This is a genomic window from Streptomyces sp. NPDC007875 (assembly GCF_042868035.1).
Lineage (GTDB): Bacteria > Actinomycetota > Actinomycetes > Streptomycetales > Streptomycetaceae > Streptomyces > Streptomyces antimycoticus.
Genome location: NZ_JBIADZ010000021.1, coordinates 61,652 through 78,898, shown reverse-complemented (window position 1 = coordinate 78,898; position 17,247 = coordinate 61,652). Strand labels below are relative to the sequence as shown.

10 protein-coding genes and 1 pseudogene are annotated in these 17,247 nt (G+C 72.3%); 3 read left to right on the top strand and 8 right to left on the bottom strand.

The genetic code is table 11. The features are described from left to right. Nucleotides 1-46 precede the first annotated feature (46 nt). From ACFYOY_RS34375 to ACFYOY_RS34360, 4 genes are all read right to left on the bottom strand, one after another. Nucleotides 47-2,218, bottom strand: coding sequence for a serine/threonine-protein kinase (locus ACFYOY_RS34375; protein WP_351894219.1), 2,172 nt, complete (start codon nucleotides 2,216-2,218; stop codon nucleotides 47-49). A gap of 22 nt (nucleotides 2,219-2,240) precedes the next feature. Then, the gene (locus ACFYOY_RS34370; RefSeq protein WP_388591379.1) at nucleotides 2,241-3,191 is read right to left on the bottom strand and encodes an oxygenase MpaB family protein; all 951 of its coding nucleotides are present in this window, start codon (nucleotides 3,189-3,191) and stop codon (nucleotides 2,241-2,243) included. A 71-nt stretch (nucleotides 3,192-3,262) separates the two neighbouring features. Further along, a complete protein-coding gene (locus tag ACFYOY_RS34365; protein ID WP_078645797.1) occupies nucleotides 3,263-3,679 on the bottom strand; it encodes a VOC family protein in 417 nt (138 codons plus the stop codon). A gap of 9 nt (nucleotides 3,680-3,688) precedes the next feature. After that, nucleotides 3,689-4,117 carry a helix-turn-helix transcriptional regulator gene (locus tag ACFYOY_RS34360; protein WP_351894211.1) on the bottom strand — a complete coding sequence of 143 codons (429 nt, stop codon included), beginning with the start codon at nucleotides 4,115-4,117 and terminating at the stop codon, nucleotides 3,689-3,691. Between the two features lie 120 nt (nucleotides 4,118-4,237). On the opposite strand from ACFYOY_RS34360, the gene ACFYOY_RS34355 reads away from it, so the two are divergent. Next, nucleotides 4,238-4,648: a VOC family protein gene (locus ACFYOY_RS34355; RefSeq protein WP_351894208.1), complete on the top strand. Its 411-nt coding sequence runs from the start codon at nucleotides 4,238-4,240 to the stop codon at nucleotides 4,646-4,648. Between the two features lie 122 nt (nucleotides 4,649-4,770). Further along, nucleotides 4,771-7,164: an excinuclease ABC subunit UvrA gene (locus ACFYOY_RS34350; RefSeq protein WP_351894205.1), complete on the top strand. Its 2,394-nt coding sequence runs from the start codon at nucleotides 4,771-4,773 to the stop codon at nucleotides 7,162-7,164. Nucleotides 7,165-7,236: 72 nt separating this feature from the next. Here ACFYOY_RS34350 and ACFYOY_RS34345 read toward each other — a convergent pair whose 3' ends face one another. Together ACFYOY_RS34345 and ACFYOY_RS34340 are read right to left on the bottom strand one after the other, a co-directional pair. Beyond that, complete coding sequence (locus ACFYOY_RS34345) at nucleotides 7,237-11,682, bottom strand: caspase family protein (RefSeq protein WP_388591376.1); 4,446 nt, start codon at nucleotides 11,680-11,682, stop codon at nucleotides 7,237-7,239. Continuing rightward, on the bottom strand, nucleotides 11,679-12,071 hold the full coding sequence (locus ACFYOY_RS34340; protein ID WP_351894198.1) for a hypothetical protein: 393 nt from the start codon (nucleotides 12,069-12,071) through the stop codon (nucleotides 11,679-11,681). The genes ACFYOY_RS34345 and ACFYOY_RS34340 overlap by 4 nt, the downstream gene beginning before the upstream one ends. 380 nt (nucleotides 12,072-12,451) lie before the next feature. On the opposite strand from ACFYOY_RS34340, the pseudogene ACFYOY_RS34335 reads away from it, so the two are divergent. After that, nucleotides 12,452-13,575, top strand: a pseudogene (locus ACFYOY_RS34335) (FAD-dependent oxidoreductase). 115 nt (nucleotides 13,576-13,690) lie between these two features. On the opposite strand, the gene ACFYOY_RS34330 reads toward ACFYOY_RS34335, so the two are convergent. Beyond that, nucleotides 13,691-14,881 carry an acyl-CoA dehydrogenase family protein gene (locus ACFYOY_RS34330; RefSeq protein ID WP_388591374.1) on the bottom strand — a complete coding sequence of 397 codons (1,191 nt, stop codon included), beginning with the start codon at nucleotides 14,879-14,881 and terminating at the stop codon, nucleotides 13,691-13,693. Nucleotides 14,882-15,017: 136 nt separating this feature from the next. Then, entirely contained in the window at nucleotides 15,018-17,126 is a 2,109-nt protein-coding gene (locus ACFYOY_RS34325) for a pyridoxamine 5'-phosphate oxidase family protein (protein ID WP_351894192.1), read from the bottom strand. Nucleotides 17,127-17,247: the final 121 nt, after the last annotated feature.

Below are 17,247 nucleotides of genomic sequence, written 5' to 3'. Positions count from 1 at the left end.
TCTCGGCCGCCTGGGCCGCCGCGCCCGGCCCCGCCGCCTCGGCCGTCTAGGCCCTCTCGGCCGTCTCGGCGCGCCGGCCCAGCCGTTCCAGGCAGTGGGCCTCGTCACCACGGCTGACGAGGGTGTCGGGATGGCCGGGGCCCAGGACGCGGGCGCGGGCGCGGGTCACCCGGCGGTAGCCGTCCAGCGCGTCGGACCAGCGGCCGAGCCAGCCGAGGGCGACGGCCACCTCACGACGGCTGACCAGGGTGTCCGGATGGTCGGGGCCCAGGGAGCGCTCGCGGAGGTCGCAGACCTCCCGCGCCTCGGCCAGCGCCTCCTCCCAGCGGCCCAGTCGGCCGAAGCTGACGCCGAGGCCGTGCCGGGCGCGGAGGGTCTCCGGATCGGCCGGGCCGTGGGCGCGGGTGCGGTCCTCGACGAGGGCGCGGTAGACCGCGAGGGCCTCCGCACCCCGGTCCAGCCGCCCCAGCCCGACGCCGATCTCATAGCGGGCGGCGAGGGTGTCGGGATGGTCGGGGCCGAGGGTGCGGGCGCGGTCGGCGGCCACCTCGCGGAAGATGTCCAGGGCCTCCCGCCAGCGGTCGAGGCGGCCTAGGGAGTACGCCACCTCGTAGCGGGTGACCAGCGTGTCGGGGTGGTCGGGGCCCAGCACCCGGGCGCGGTCGGCGGCCACCCCCTCCGCCATGCGGTGCGCCTCCTCCAGGCGCCCCAGACAGCCCAGGTTGAAGGCGAGGTTGTGGCGGCAGCGCAGGGTGTCGGGATGGTCGGCGCCCATGGTGCGCTCGCGGGCGGCGAGCACGGCGGTGTACAGGTGCTGAGCCTCGGTGAAGCGGCCGAGGCGGCCCAGGGTGAACGCGGTCTCCTGGCGGGCGGCGAGGGTGTCCGCGTGGTCGGGGCCCAGGGCGCGCCGGCGGCCCGCAGCGACCCGCTCGTACTCGCGCAGGGCCTCGCCGGGGCGGCCCAGGATCCCGAGGGCGAAGGCGGCCTCATAGCGGCTGGTGAGGGTGTCGGGGTGGTCGGCGCCCAGCGCGCGCTCGCGCTCGGCGGCCACCGCGCGGTGGGTTGCCACGGCCTCCTCCCAGCGGCCCAGCCGCCCCAGGTCCAGCGCGGCGCGGTGCCGGTCGGCGAGCCGGGCCCGGACCCCGGGCGGCGGTGCGGGCCGCGCGCTGACGCGGCGTCCGGTCCAGGCGCCGGTGAGCGCGGCCGTCGCGTCGGGCGGGGTCGCCGACAGCAGTCCCACGCCGCCGGTCTGCGCCTTGGACCCGGTGGTCATGTCCCGGGCCCAGGCCGGAAGGCGCGAGGCCGGGGGTCCGGCGGCCGGGAGGGCGCCGCGCGGCTCGGGGAGCCGTGGCGCCGTCGGCCACCGGGACGCGCGCGCCGGGGCGATCCGCTGGGCGAGCTCGGCGGCGTCGCGTGGACGGCCCTCCGGGGTCTTGGCCAGCAGATCGAGGACGGCGCGCTCGAACCGCTCGGGCAGTTCGGGCCGGAGGCCGCGCGGCGGGGCGGGCGGGGTGTGGCGGTGGCCGACGAGGACCGCCCATGCGTCGTCGAGGGCGAACGGCGGCGCCCCGGTGGCCAGTTCGTAGAGCACACAGCCCAGGGAGTACAGATCGCTGCGGTGGTCGACCGGGCCGCCCGCGATCTGCTCGGGCGACATGTAGTGCGGGGTGCCCATGGCGACGCCGGTGCCGGTGAGCCGGGAGGTGAAGCCGGCGTCATGGCCGAGGCGGGCGATGCCGAAGTCGCAGAGCTTCACGGTGCCGTCGGTGAGCCGCATGATGTTGGCCGGCTTCAGATCGCGGTGCACCACGCCCTGGTCATGGGTGTAGGCGAGGGCCGCGGCGACCTGCTCCGCGATGTCCAGCACCTCGGGGACCGGCAGCGGGCGGCGCTCGTTGTCCTTCAGCAACTGGCTGAGGTTGCGGCCCTCCAGCAGCTCCATGACCAGGTACAGCGCGCCCTCGTACTCGCCGAAGTCATGCACCACCGTGACCCCGCGGTGCTGCAGCGCGGCGGCCACCCGCGCCTCCCGGCGGAAGCGCTCGCGCACCACACCGGTGAACGAGGGGTCGTGGCGCGACCCCAGCGGTTTGAGGCATTTGACGGCGACGCGGCGCCCGAGCGACTCGTCGCGCGCCCGCCACACCTCGCCCATTCCCCCGCGCCCGATCCGGTCCAGCAGCCGGTACCGGCCCTGGATCAGCCTGATGTCCGCCATGCTCCCCCTGCCTTGGCGGAAGTCAGCTCCCGCCGCCCCCGTGGAGACCGGCCGCGTGCGGCCGAGCCCCCGTCGCATCCCCGCTGTCCAGTATGGCCGCGTTTCTGCGCAGTTTGTAGGGCGAGGGGCGGCTGCCCGGTCCGAGCCGCTCGACCGCCCGCATGATGTGCTTCGGCGGGAGCTGCCAGCGGGCCGTGGGCGGGATGCAGCGCAGCGCCCTGCCCATCGCCCGCAATCGGCGGGTGACCACGGGGGGCGGGGGTGCGGGGCGCCCGTACAGTTCGTGGGCGTACGGGGGCAGGGACCCGTAGGCGAGCGCGGCGAAGCGCCCCCAGATCGCCTCACGCGCCGGGACGAGCAGGGCATGGACCGGGGGCCGCCGCAGAAAGGCGTCCACTTCGCGGGCCTCGGGGGTGTTGGCGAGTTGGGGACGCACCGTCGCGAAGTACGCGGCGAGCGCCGCCATATCGGCCGGTACGGCGGCGGGGGCGAGGCCGACCAGCCGGGCGGACACCACGTTCTCGGCGACATAGGCGTCCGCCTGGGCGTCGGTGAGCGGATAGCCGGAGCGCCGCATCACATGGAGGTACGAGTCGATCTCCGCGCAGTGCACCCACAGCAGCAGCTCGGGCTCGTCGACGCCGTGCCGGACACCGGTGACGGGGTCGGTCAGGGAGAGCCTGCGGTGAATGCCCCGGACCTTGGCGCCCGCCCGCTCGGCGGCCTCGGTGGTGCCGTAGGTGATGGTGGCGACGAACCGCGCGGTGCGCAGCAGCCTTCCCCAGGCGTCCGTGCGGAAGTCGGAGTTCTGGGTGACGCCGCGCACCGCGAGCGGATGCAGGGCCTGGAGGTACAGGGCGCGCACCCCCGCGATCCACATCACCGGGTCGCCGTGCATCTGCCAGGTGACCGACCGGGGGCCGTAGAGCCCCGGGTCGGCGTCCGATCCGCCCTGTCGTATGGCCGCCGCCATGGCCACCACCTCCCGACGGCCAGCTGCCAGCCTAGGCGGCGCCGGCCCCCTGGGCGGGACCCCCGAAGGGCTCACTTCTTCAGGGGCTGGGTGAAGCGCAACATGTTGCCGGATGGGTCGCGGAAGGCGCAGTCGCGGACACCGTAAGGCTGGTCCATGGGCTCCTGCAGCACCTCGCCGCCCGCGGCGCTGACGCGCTCGAAAGTGGCGTCGCAGTCGTCCGTCGCGAAGATGACACCGCGCAACAGGCCCTTGGCCATCAGCTCCGCCATGACCTGTCTGTCGTCGGGCGAGGCGTTGGGGTCGGCGAGCGGCGGCTCCAGGACGATGTTCACGTCCGGCTGCGAGGGCGCCCCGACGGTCACCCAGCGCATTCCCTCGAACCCCACGTCGTTGCGGACCTCGAGGCCGAGGGCATCGCGATAGAAGGCGAGCGCCTTGTCGTGGTCGTCGACGGCGATGAAGCAACTGGAAAGTGTGATGTCCATGCGCTCACGCTACGGCCGGGCGGCGGGGCTCGCTTCTCCGTTCCTGACCGGTCGCGTGTGGATCTTGGCCATGCAGGCCGGGATGGCGGCGCCATGGTCATGGCTCCGGGCCCGGTAGCTGCTCGGGCTCTCGCCGACCAGTTGTGTGAAGCGCGAGCTGAACGACCCGAGCGACGTACAGCCGACCGCGATGCAGACCTCGGTCACCGTAAGGTCGCCGCGCCGCAGCAGCGCCTTGGCCCGCTCGATGCGGCGGGTCATCAGATAGCTGTAGGGCGTCTCGCCGAAGGCGGCGCGGAAGCTGCGGGAGAAATGGCCCGGCGACATCAGGGCGCCACGCGCCAGTGCCGGGACGTCGAGCGGCTCGGCGTAGTCGCGGTCCATGCGGTCGCGGGCCCGCCGCAGCCGGACGAGGTCATCGAGATCCTGCCGTTTCACCGGCTCAGTTTCCCACAGCACCGGGGGCCGGGGATGAGGAGCGACCGGCCGGAGAACAGCCGGCGGACCGGTCAGGAATGGAGAAGCCCCGGTCACGCGGGCGCGGCTAGCGTCATCGCCATGGACCTCACCATCCACTGGACCTTCCTCCCCCATGACGACCCGGACGCCTCGCTGGCCTTCTACCGCGACACCCTCGGCTTCGAGGTCCGCAAGGACGTCGGATACGACGGGATGCGCTGGATCACGGTCGGCCCCACCGGGCAGCCCGGAACCTCCATCGTCCTGGAGCCCCCGGCCCTCGGCCCCGGCATCACCGACGACGAGCGCCGCACCGTCGTCGAGATGATGGCCAAGGGCAGCTACGCCCGCGTCACCCTGGCCACCGCCGACCTCGACGGCGTCTTCGCACGGGTGCGGACCAGCGGCGCCGAGGTCGTCCAGGAGCCGACCGAGCAGCCGTACGGGATCCGCGACTGCGCCTTCCGCGATCCCGCGGGCAACATGATCCGCATCAACGAGCTGCGCTGAGCCGTCCGGCCCCGGCAGCCGCGATCCGCGAACCGGACGTATTGTTCGAACCTGGTCAGATCGAGCCAGGCGACACCGCTGGAGATCGCGAAGGCGGCCCCGCCCGAACAGATGGAGACACGATGAGCATGGCCACGGACACCGACCAGCGGTCGCCTGTGCCCCACGTCGCCGACAGCCACGATCTGATCCGGGTGCACGGCGCGCGCGAGAACAACCTCAAGGACGTCAGCATCGAGATCCCGAAGCGCCGGCTGACGGTGTTCACCGGCGTCTCCGGCTCGGGCAAGAGCTCGCTGGTGTTCACCACCATCGCCGCGGAGTCGCAGCGGCTGATCAACGAGACCTACAGCACCTTCGTACAGGGCTTCATGCCAACACTGGCACGGCCCGAGGTCGACGTACTCGACGGGCTGACCAGCGCGATCATCGTCGACCAGCAGCGGATGGGATCCGACCCCCGCTCCACCGTCGGCACCGCCACCGACGCCAACGCGATGCTGCGCATCCTCTTCAGCCGGCTCGGCGAGCCCCACATCGGCCCGCCCGGCGCGTACTCCTTCAATGTCGCCTCGGTCTCGGCGAGGGGTGGGTTCACGGTCGACCGCGGTACCGAGAAGACCAAGACCGAGACGGTGAGCTTCAGCCGCACCGGCGGCATGTGCACGCACTGCGAGGGCCGCGGCACGGTCTCCGACATCGACCTCACCCAGCTGTACGACGACTCCAAATCGCTCGCCGAGGACCCGTTCACCATCCCCACCTACACCGGTGGCGGCTGGGTCGTGCGGGTCATCGCCGAGTCGGGCTTCTTCGACAAGGACAAGCCGATCCGCGAGTACACAAGGAAGGAGCGGCACGACTTCCTCTACCGCGAGCCGACCAAGGTGAAGATCAACGGCGTCAACCTCACCTACGAAGGGCTGATCCCGAAGATCCAGAAGTCGTTCCTCGCCAAGGACCGCGAGTCGATGCAGCCGCACATCCGGGCGTTCGTGGACCGGGCGGTCACCTTCGCCGAGTGTTCCGCGTGCGGCGGCAGCCGGCTCAGCGAGCTGGCCCGCTCCTCCCGGATCGGCGAGGTCAACATCGCCGACGCATGCGCGATGGAGATCCGCGACCTGTCCGAATGGGTCCGCGGACTGGACGAGCCGTCGGTGGCGCCGCTGCTCGCCAAGGTGCAGCACACCCTCGACTCGTTCGTGGAGATCGGCCTCGGCTACCTTTCGCTCGACCGGGCCTCGGGCACGCTCTCCGGCGGCGAGGCGCAGCGCATCAAGATGATCCGCCACCTCGGCTCCTCGCTCACCGATGTCACCTACGTCTTCGACGAACCCACCATCGGCCTGCACCCGCATGACATCCGGCGGATGAACGATCTGCTGCTGCGGCTGCGGGACAAGGGCAACACGGTGCTGGTGGTGGAGCACAAGCCGGAGACGATCGCCATCGCCGACCATGTCGTGGACCTCGGCCCGGGCGCCGGCTCGGCGGGCGGCACCGTCTGCTTCGAGGGCACCGTCGGGGGGCTGCGGGCGAGCCAGACCATCACCGGCCGCCATCTCGACGACCGGGCCGGGCTCAAGGAGACGGTCCGCAAGGCCACCGGCACCCTGGAGATCCGTGGCGCGACGGCGAACAACCTGCGGAACGTCGATGTCGACATCCCGCTCGGCGTGCTCTGCGTCGTCACCGGCGTCGCCGGTTCCGGCAAGAGCTCACTCCTCCACGGTTCCATCCCGGCCCCGGAGGGTGTGGTCTCGGTGGACCAGACCCCGATCCGCGGCTCGCGCCGGAGCAACCCGGCGACCTACACCGGACTGCTCGACCCGATCCGCAAGGCGTTCGCGAAGGTCAACGGCGTCAAGCCGGCGATGTTCAGCGCCAACTCCGAGGGCGCCTGCCCCACCTGCAACGGCGCCGGCGTGATCTACACCGACCTGGCGATCATGCAGAGCACCGCCACCACCTGCGAGGAGTGCGAGGGCAAGCGGTTCGAGGCATCGGTGCTGGAGTACCACCTCGGCGGCCGTGACATCAGCGAGGTGCTCGCGATGTCGGTGGCCGAGGCCGAGGAGTTCCTCGGCAGCGGCGAGGCGCGCACACCGGCGGCCCACAAGATCCTCCAGCGGATGTCGGACGTCGGACTCGGCTACCTCACCCTCGGCCAGCCGCTCACCACGCTCTCCGGCGGCGAGCGGCAGCGACTCAAGCTGGCCGTCCACATGGCGGACAAGGGCGGCGTCTACGTCCTCGACGAGCCGACCACCGGTCTGCACCTCGCCGACGTCGAGCAACTGCTCGGCCTGCTCGACCGGCTCGTCGACTCCGGCAAGTCGGTCATCGTCATCGAGCACCACCAGGCGGTCATGGCACACGCCGACTGGATCATCGACCTCGGCCCCGGTGCCGGTCACGACGGTGGCCGCATCGTCTTCGAGGGCACCCCCGCCGACCTCGTCGCCGAGCGCTCCACCCTCACCGGCCGGCACCTCGCGGAGTACGTCGGCAGCTGACCGAGGTGGCCTGCGCCTGCATCTGACCGAGGCGCGGCCGGCACGACATCAGATCCGGGATGGCGGCGCCTGTCATGTGGCGCTGTCATGCACGGATGACTTCGGACAGGTCTCCACGAACTCCGCGGCCGGTACGTGGTCCGCCCACTGTTCACGGGTGAGGCCACCGCCCGCGACCCGGCAGGCCATGCCGACGGTGTCGGCCGCGATCTCGGGGTAGTCGCCGATGTCCACGACGTAGGCGATGCCCGCACTCGATGTGATCATGGTCCGCCCGTGTGGTCCGCCCAGCACCACGTCGTCGGCGCCCTCGCTGTGGCCGCCGAAGGTGAGCGCGAGATGCGGCCGCTCGGGGTCGGCGACGCTCCACAGGCGTACGGCGCCGTCCTCCCCCGCACCGGCCAGCAGATCGCCCTCGGGATGAAAGGCGAGCCGGTTGAACTTCGCCGTGTCCCCTCCCATCGGTTCGGTCTCGCCCCGCATGCGTGCGCTTCCCGCGTGTTTCGCGTCCCACAGGTGCACACCGACGTCCGGGCCCGTGGTCGGGGGCAGCTGGGCGACGGCCGCCACGGTGTTCCCCCCGGGAGCGAACGCCGCCCAGGAGCCTGCCAGGTAGAAGTGGTCGCCGGACAGCAAGGTCAGCTTCCCGGAGGAGAGGTCCCAGAGGTGGACCCTCACCCCCGCCAGCAAGAGCCGGCGGCCGTCCGGGCTGAAGGCGACGTCCCTGAGCCCGCCAAGGGTGCGAGATCGGGTCACGGCGGGCCGGGCGGGGTCGGACACGTCCCAGACGCGGACCTGTTCCAGGTCGTTGACGGCGAGCAGCGGCGCGTCGGGGGCGAAGGCCAGCGAGGGTCCGACCGCCCCTTGGTTGTCGCTGCTCAAGGAGCCGGCAATCCGTGGACGGGCCGGGTCGGAGATATCCCAGAGGGTGACCCTCCGGTCGTGGTTCAGTGTCGCGAGCAGGGCGCCGTCGGAGCTGAAGGCGATGTCGGAGATGACATCACCGGTGCCGATGACGGTAGTGCCGCCGACGCCGTCGTACGCGTTCTCCACGGGGTTGTCCAGCTCGGCCAGCCGCCGTGGTTCGGCGGGGTCGGACAGGTCCCACAGGCCGATCCGCGCACCCCGGGCAGCGGCGAGTGTCGTGCCGTCCGGCGCCAGCGCCAGGTCATTCCCGCCCGGTATCACGTCCAGGACCTCGGACTGGTCGACGTCGGCCATGTCCCAGTGGACGACCTCACCGAAGCTCACCGAGACCAGCGAGCGGCCGTCCGCGCCGAACCTCGTCGCGTCGACGAACGACGAGTGCCCGGCCAACCGGGCCTGTCCGGTCACATCCCGCGGATCGCCGACATTCCACAGCGCGACGCTGTGGTCCCATCCCCCGCTGGCCAGATGCCGGCCGTCCGGGGAGAAGTCGAGGGAGCCGACGCGATTGGCATGGGCCGTCCATTCGTCGAGGACCTTCGGGTCCCGGGGCGATCGGATGTCGACCAGTTTGACCACGCGGTCGTCGCTCACCGCCAGCAGGTCGCCGTCCGGACGGAACGCCAACACGTCGCCGACCTCCTCCACCGTGCCACCGGGCCGGGGCTCGCGGGGGTTCGAGAGGTCCCACAGACGCATGTCCCCGTTGCTGTCCGCGGTGGCCAGCAGGTGGCCGTCCGGGCTGAACGCCACCCGGTCGCTCGGCAGGTTCAGACGCGACGTGTCCTTGACGACGGCGAGCCGCCGCGGGCTCTTCGGATCTCGGACGTCCCACAGGGTGAGCATGCCCGGACCGCCGTGCCGGGACCAACCGATGGCCGCCACCATGCTTCCGTCCGGGCTCAGGGCGACCCCGGCCGGTCTGTCCGTCTCGTCCGTCACGTCCTCCGCCCGCAGCGTCGCCACATGACGCGATCCCCCGCCCCGCCGCGGGCCGGCGAGGTTCCACAGCCGCACCTCGTCTTCACCGCACGTGGCTGCGAGCATCCGGTCGTCGGGCCCGCCGAAGGCCACGCTCGAGCCCGCGCCGTCCTTCGAGGGACAGGACAGTCGGGCCAGCGGGGTGCGCGGAACCGCGCGGCGGCTGGTGTCCCACAGTGCCAGATCCTCACCGCTCACCGTGGCCAGCCTGCGCCCGCCGGCACCGAGCACCCCATCGGTCTCCGTCGCGGGCAGCCTGGAAGCGCCGCGGAACGCGTTCCCGGCCAGGGTGTCGAAGAGCGTACGGCGGGCGTCGGCGCTGGGACGCAGAGCGTACGCGGCGAGGCCGAGCCGCAGTGCGGTGCGAGGGTCGGTCGTATCGAGGTTGCCGGCCTCGGCCAACAGTGAGCGGGCGGTGGCCAGCCGTTGCTGCGCTTCCGCGTTCCGCTGCTGCCGCACCGCGACGCCGGCGGCGACGAGCGCGAGACACAGGGCGACGGCGACACCGGCCAGTGCTCGTTTCAGCAGCCTGGTCCGGCGCTGCTCTCGATGCAGTTCGCTCGTGGCCGCAGCCTGTCCGGCCGCGAGGAACTCCGCTTCCCTGGAGGGCAGTTCGGACTGCTCGGCGAGTTCAACAGCCGCCTGGAGCCGACTTCCCCGGTAGAGGAAGGCGGCGTCACGTCCCGCGGTGTCCCACTCCTCGGCAGCGGTTCCCAGCTGTTGCCGCAGCAGCAAGGTCGCGGCATCTTCCTCGATCCACCGCCGGAGCTGAGGCCAGGCCCGCAGCAGTGCCTCGTGCGCGATCTGCACCGTGTACTTGTCCGCCGTCAGGAGACGTGCGTCGGCGAGCCGTTCGCGGAGGTCTTCCGACCCGGCCGGCACGGCGGCGAGCGGGACCCGATGCCGTACGACGGGGGCTCCGCCGTCCGGGGGGAGGTGGACCAGACGCAGCAGCAGCTCCCGCATCATCGCGCGCCCCTCGCTGTCCAGTGAGTCGTAGAAGCGCTGGGTCGTGGTGGCCACCGAATGCCAGATGCCCTTCGTGGCCTGATATCCGGAGAGGGTGAGCCGGCTTCCGCTGCGGCGACGCCATGTCTCCCGCAACACATGGGCCAGGAACGGCAGTGCGGCCGCCGCGTCGTGGGCTGAGCGCCCCGACCGCAGGTCGTGCAGCAGCCGGTCGGTCAGCCCCGGCTCGACGGTCAGTCCCACGGCCGCTGCCGGGCCCTCGACGGCGGCGCGCAGCTCCCGCTCGCGCAGCGGGGGAACGGTGAGCTGGGCCCGGGTCAGAGCCCTTTCGAGCCCGGGCTCCTCCAGGCAGCTTCCGTAGTGGTCGGCACGCAGGGCGAGGACGACGCGGGGTGTGGGGCGGGGCCCGTGCCGGGTGAGCACGGAGACGAACGCGGCGCGCTCATCCGGCGTGTGGCACCGTGTGAAGATCTCCTCGAACTGATCGACCACCAGCAGTCGGCAGGCGGGCTGCTCGTGCCGCGGCGGCGGGAAGCACCCACGTTCCAGTTCGGCCCGTACCTCTTGCGTGTCACGCCCGGTGGCTCGCGCCCACGCCTCGGCCAGGGTGCGCATCGGGTGCGGCCCAGGGGCCGGGACCAGCAGCGCGGGGGCAAGGGAGGTGGCACGGGCCTCGAGACCGGCGAGCAGGCCGGCGCGCAGCACGGACGACTTGCCCGCGCCGGAGGCGCCCACCAGCACCACCGGACCGTCGTCCGGCGCGTCCTCGACCATCTCGAAGAGCCGCGAGGTGAGTTCCTCGCGTCCGAAGAAGTGCGCACTGTCCTCCGCGCGGTAGGGCTGCAGCCCTGGGTACGGGCACGGCAGGTCCGCCGGCCGGTCGGCCTCCTCGGTCCGACCGGTCGGGTACGCGCGGTTGCGCGCGAGTACGAGCGATCCCAGCGTGCCCTCACTCTGCCTGGCCGGATTGACGCGCCCGTCGTCCGCGAACTCCTCGTCGAGCGCGGCATGCAGCCGGTCCGCGGTCAGCCACAGTGGTCCGGCCGGGTCTCCCGCGTTGAGCAGTTCGAGCAGCCGCCCGCTGAACAGGGTGTGCCGTTCGCCCTCGGGGGCGAACGAGAGCGCGTAGTGCGAGGCCGATGTGAGCAGGAAGCTGCCCCGGGGCCGCGAGGAGGCGAAGGCCCGCCGCGCCCCGCCCTGCGCGGGCGGAGCACCCGCACGGCCGGAGAAGCAGCAGTCGAGGACGACGAGGCTGCCATTCGGCGCCTCGCCCAGCAGGTCACGGATCGTGCGGTACGAGACGGACTGCGCGACGTGCCCGGCGGACCGGCTGGCCCGGGTGGCGAGGTACAGGTCGTCGCGCGGACCGAGCAGACCGTGCCCGGCGTAGTAGAACAGCACGGGTCCGCCGCCGGCGGCTGTCGCCTCCTCGACCGCACCGACCACCTCGGCGGCGTGGGCGTGAGCCGGGACGCGCACGACGTGCCCCGGCGCCATGCCGCACACGTCGAGCAGAGTGTCCCGGAGATCGTCGAGTGTGCTGTCGACGGACGGCAGATCGTCCAGTTTCGACCCGCGGATGTGGCCCCCGGTGCCGAACAGCACGGCTCGCGCGCCGGGTGCCGCGAGACCGCCGGTCATGTCGTCGGGGAGTCGGGCGAATCCTCCCCGTCCTGCGGGGGGCGTGCCAGGCGTTCGGCGAGGTCGGCCGCCTCCTGCGGGCTCAGCGCGCGGGCCTGGCGGGAGGAGATGGTGATCCGGGTGCCATCGGGCCGGGTCACACTGATCGTGTGGCTGCTGCGACGGGTCTGCACCCAGGCCACCAGCGCCCCCGCGAAGGCCGCGGCGACCCCGCCGGGCTCCAGCACCGCCACCAACGCGTCGGCGGCCGGTCCCATCGCCCCCGCCGGAACACTGTCCCGTTCCACCCGGTCGACGCGCCCTCTCAGCTGCGGTACGTCCGTCAGCCACGTTCCGAGTTCCGCGAGGCCGCCCTCCGCGCCGTCCTCATCGCCACGTACCGTCACCACAAGCCGCATGGTCCCCCCGGGGTCGGACGTTTCCTCCGGGCAAGGCGACGCGCCCAGCTGAGCCGCCCCTCCTCGCCCGTCCGACAGCATGCCGTACGGGAACCACGCACGACACGCTTTTCCTCGGCGGGTTCGCCGACTCCACACCGTCCAGGGCGTTTTCGCCGGTAGTCGGCACTGGCGCACGGCTGCCACCGGAGGTGTCGCCAACGAGACATCGCACCGCGGCGTGTGCCACGAGAACCGCCCGAGCCGCGGTGTCGGTGATATCTCAGGGCTGTCGGTCCGATGGCGGTGGTTTGTCGGCGGAGGGCCGGCGCCTTGCCCGCAGAGCCTGCCGGGTGCCCATCCGGGAGGCATGCGACAGGCAAGGAATCAGCATGGCCCCTCACGTCACGATCATCGGCGCCGGGCTCGGCGGGCTCACGCTCGCCCGCGTCCTGCACGTCCACTCTCCATCCCGGCCACCGTCTACGAGGCGGAGTCCTCGCCGACGGCGCGTGCGCAGGGCGGGATGCTCGACATCCACGACCACAACGGCCTCCTGGCGGTGCGGGCGGCCGGTCTGATGGATGAGTTCCGCGGCATCGTCCTGGAGGGCCGTCAGGCGGTGCGGGGTCTCGACCGGGAGGGAAACGTCCTGGTCGACGAGGACGACGACGGTACGGGCGGACGCCCTGAGGTGCAGCGCGGCGAGTTGCGGCAGCTGCTGATCGACTCGCTCCCGGCGGGCATCGTCCGGTGGGGGCACAAGGCCAGCGGTGTTCGTGGCCTCGGCGAGGGCCGCCATGAGGTCACCTTCGCCGACGGCGGCACCGTCGTCACCGGCCTGCTGGTCGGCGCGGATGGCGCGTGGTCACGCGTCCGGCCGGTGCTCTCCAGCGCAAGCCCCGTATACGCCGGCGCGTCGTTCGTCGAGACCTACCTGTTCGACGCCGACACGCGGCACCCCGCTGCCGCGACGGCGGTCGGTGGCGGGTCGATGTTCGCGGGCGGTCAGGGCACGGGGCAGATCGGGGCCCAGCGGGAGAAGGGCGGGACCCTTCACGTCTACGCGATGCTGTCCGAGCCGCTGGACTGGTTCGGCGGTATCGACTTCGCCGATCCCGCCGCGGCCGCCGCACGGATCGCGCAGGCGTTCGACGGCTGGGCACCGGAACTCACCGCCCTGATCACCGAAAGCGACACGGCACCGGTGTTGCGCCCCCTCTACTCGCTGCCGGTCGGGCACCGGTGGGACCGGGTGCCGGGGGCGACCCTGGTCGGCGACGCCGCCCACCTCATACCCCCGAACGGCGAGGGCGCCAACCTGGCCATGCTGGACGGCGCCGACCTCGGTGCGGCCCTCGCCGCACACCCGGGCGACATCGAGACCGCGCTCTCCGCATACGAGCACGTGATGTTCCCCCGCAGTGCCGGGCAGCTCGCGACAGCCGAAGACCCTGACCATCCCACCCTCCAGGACGTGATCAACATCGTCGCCCGGGACGAGCAGCCCTCATGAGCCGCCGGCTGACACCGCCACGGTGACGGTCACTCCCGCTCAGGTGCTCGACCGCTCCGTGCTCGCCGTTCGTGGAACGGCCACCGCGACCGTCCCACGAAGCCTCTCGCTTTTCTCAGCGGCGCACCCGTGGCATCCCCAGGCCGATCCAGGAGATGATCTCCCGCTGGATCTCGTTGTTGCCGCCGCCGAAGGTGAAGACGACGCTGCTGCGGTAGCCGCGCTCCAGCTCTCCGTGGAGGACCTCGCCCGCCGAGCCCTCCTTGAGGGGACCCGCGGCGCCGACGATCTCCATCAGCCAGGCGTAGGCGTCGCGGCGCGCCTCGGAGCCGTACACCTTGACGGCGGAGGCGTCCTGCGGGGTCAGGGTGTCGCGCTGGAGGGCGTCCACCATCTGCCAGTTGAGCACCTTCATGGCGTCCAGCCGGGCGTATGTACGAGCCAGCCGGCCGCGCACCCAGGCCAGGTCGATCACCCGGCGGCCGTCGGGGAGCTTGGTGTCGGCGGCCCACTGCCGGACGCCGCGCAGGGCGCGGATGGCCATGGTGCCGTGGGCGGCGAGGGTGACCCGCTCGTAGTTGAGCTGGGTGGTGATCATGCGCCAGCCCTCGTTCTCGGGGCCGACGCGGCGGGTGGCCGGGACGCGGATGTTCTCGTAGTAGCTGGCGGTGGTGTCGTGGGAGGCGAGGGTCTTGATGAGGGTGGCGGAGTAGCCGGGGTCGGCGGTCGGGACCAGCAGGATGCTGATGCCCTTGTGGGGTTTGGCGTCGGGGTCGGTGCGGACCGCGAGCCAGACCCAGTCGGCGGTGTCACCGTTGGTCGTCCAGGTCTTCTGGCCATTCACGGTGTAGTAGCCGGAGGCGGTGTCGCCGTCGCGCACCGCGCGGGTCTTGAGGGAGGCGAGGTCGGTACCGGCGTCGGGCTCGCTGTAGCCGATCGCGAAGTCGATCTCGCCGGAGAGGACCTTGGGCAGGAAGTACGCCTTCTGCTCCTCGGTGCCGAACCGCATGATCGTGGGCCCGACCGTGTTGAGCGCCATCAGCGGCAGCGGCACGCCGGCCTGGGCCGCCTCGTCGAAGAAGATGAACTGCTCGACCGGGCCGAGCCCGCGCCCGCCGTACTCCTGGGGCCAGCCGACCCCCAGCCAGCCGTCGGTGCCGAGCCGGCGGATGGTCTCGCGGTAGAACCGCTTCTGCCCGGTGGAGTCGGCGTAGCGGGCGTAGGCGTCGTCGGGGACCAGTTCGGCGAAGTACGCGCGCAGCTCATCGCGCAACCGCCGCTGATCAGGGGTGTATTCGAGGTCCACGGCCCCTCCTGGAGTCTCGCGTGCGCCGTGACGGCGGTCTGGGAGCGTCCTGGGATCGAGGGGCACGGTAGAACGTGTTCCAACAATACGGAAGGGCCGTGGACCGGGCCCGTCGACCCGGTCCACGGCCCGGGCCTCAGCTCTCCACCCGGGGCGGGCTGTCGTCGGTGCCGCGCCGTACGACCTGTACCGGCTGGCCCGGACGCCAGGTCCGCAGCACCATCTCCCCGTTCTCCAGGGCGGTGTGCACCACCTCGGTCAGCTCGGCGCGGTAGAGGTGGAAGGGCTCGGGCGGCCGGACCTCCTGGGCGAAGCGGGCGACCGTCTCGGGGTCGGTCACCTCGACCGCCCGGCCGCTCACCCGCACATCGCCCTCGGTCAGCCCCTCGCCCGGGCCCGGGTTGGCCTGCACCGAGAACCGCGGATCGCGGCGCAGGTCCAGCGCCTTGCGCGAGTCGGGCATCATGCCCAGCCACAACTCGCCGGAGAGGAAGTTGACTTCGAGCGGGGTCACCCGCGGGGAGCCGTCCTGCCGCAGGGTGGCCAGCACATGGTGGCGGTAGCGGTTGAAGCGGTCCTGGGCGTAATCGGCGAAGGCGGGCTCGGCCGCCGCGAATCCGGCCCAGCTGGTGGTCGGGTAGGTCATCGTCATGGCGCCCATGCTCGGGCCGTTTCCGGACATCTCCTGTCGGGATTTCCCGGCTTCCGACTCCCGCGCCTGATCCGGTGGCAGATACGCGTTCCACTCGGTGCCCGGCAGCGGATAGGCGACCCAGGTCCGGGCGTAGGACGGCGGCCGGGTCTGGCCGCGCCGCAGCAGCAGCGCGGTGGGTTCCCGGGCGGCGCGGCGCAGCAGCGTGGGCAGGGTGGTGGACCGGTTGTTGCCGCTGGTCTGCGCGGAGGAGCAGCCCGCGTGGTACGCGACGGGCAGGGCGCGGTCACCGGTCACCAGACAGGGCGGCCGCAGCCCCAGCCGCTGCAGCCCCTGCGCGGCGGTGCGATAGCGCCCAGTGGTGTTGCCGGACTGCTTGGCGGTGTGGTTGAGGATGACGAACTGGCTGGCCAGATGGAGTGTGATGACCACCCCGAGGGCAACCGCCAGATGCTGCGGTGAGCGCGCGGCCCGCACCGCGCGGAACACCAGCCCGGCGATCGGCAGCGCCAGCAGCGCGTAGGAGGGCATCAGGAAGCGCGGTGCGGAGTAGCCGATGAGCAGCAGATACGGCAGGGCGAGGGCGGCCGCGCAGAGGATGGGCAGCACGGTCAGCGGTACGGCGGGGAGCCGGGCGGCCGGTCTGCCCAGCCCGACCCGCACCCGGCGCAGCTCTTGGCGGTCGCGCAGCGCGGCATGGACGCACAGGAGGGTCAGCACGGGCAGCGCCAGCCACCATACGGTCAGCTCCGGGTGGCGCAGCGGCACCTCGCAGGGGCGGCACAGCTGAGGCCCGTTGAGACTGCGCAGCGCGGCCCCCACACTGAAGTGGAGGCCCATGCCGCCTTCGACGTCGCTGGAGATGTTCAGCCGCTCGCCGATGCCGCCGAAGCGGTCGTACGCCTCGCCGATCCACTGGGCGGCGCCGAGCAGCGGTCCGCCGATCAGCGCGGGCAGGGCCGGCCGCCAGGTGCGCACCCCGATCGCGCCGATCAGCAGCGGCAGGGTGAGCCATCCCCCGTCGGGGGTGCGCACCAGGGTGACGCCCGCGAGGACGGCGGCCAGCCACCAGCGGGCGTTGGTCTCGTGCGGCGCGCGGAGGAACCAGCCGACGGCGGCGACGGCGCCGATCGCCACCCAGAGGTTGGGCATCACCGCGGGCCCGCTGATCTGGGTGATCCACAGTCCGGAGAAGAGCAGCGCGGCCAGGGCGACCTGGGCCGGGGGCAGCAGCCGGGTCCAGACCCGGAAGGCGCCGTAGAGCGCGCCCGCGGACACCAGCATGAGCAGGATCCGCAGCGCCGGGATGGAGTCGGTCGCCGCGACGACGGGCGCGACCAGGAGACTGACGCCGCGCGAGCGGGGTGCGCTGAAGTACGCGGGCGGGGTGCGCGGATCGACCTGGGAGACGTACACGGACTCGTCCCAGCCCAGCGCGTGGCCGGTGTGCGGGATCACCATGGCGAGCTGGACCACGGCGTATCCGATGGCCACCAGCCCGAGCCAGGGGGCCGGGCGACGGTACCGCCGCGGCTGGCGTGGCTGGGGGCGCGGGGGCAGGACGGCGGCCGCCGGTGCGGCAGTATTCTCCATGCGCGCACCATATGATATCTATGTACCTTTTTCGTCCTATTAGGCCATCCGGCTCAGCGTCCAAGGGGTGCCATGGACGCGACGGATCCGTAGGCTGTTGCAGCGGTGCACAGCCCCCATC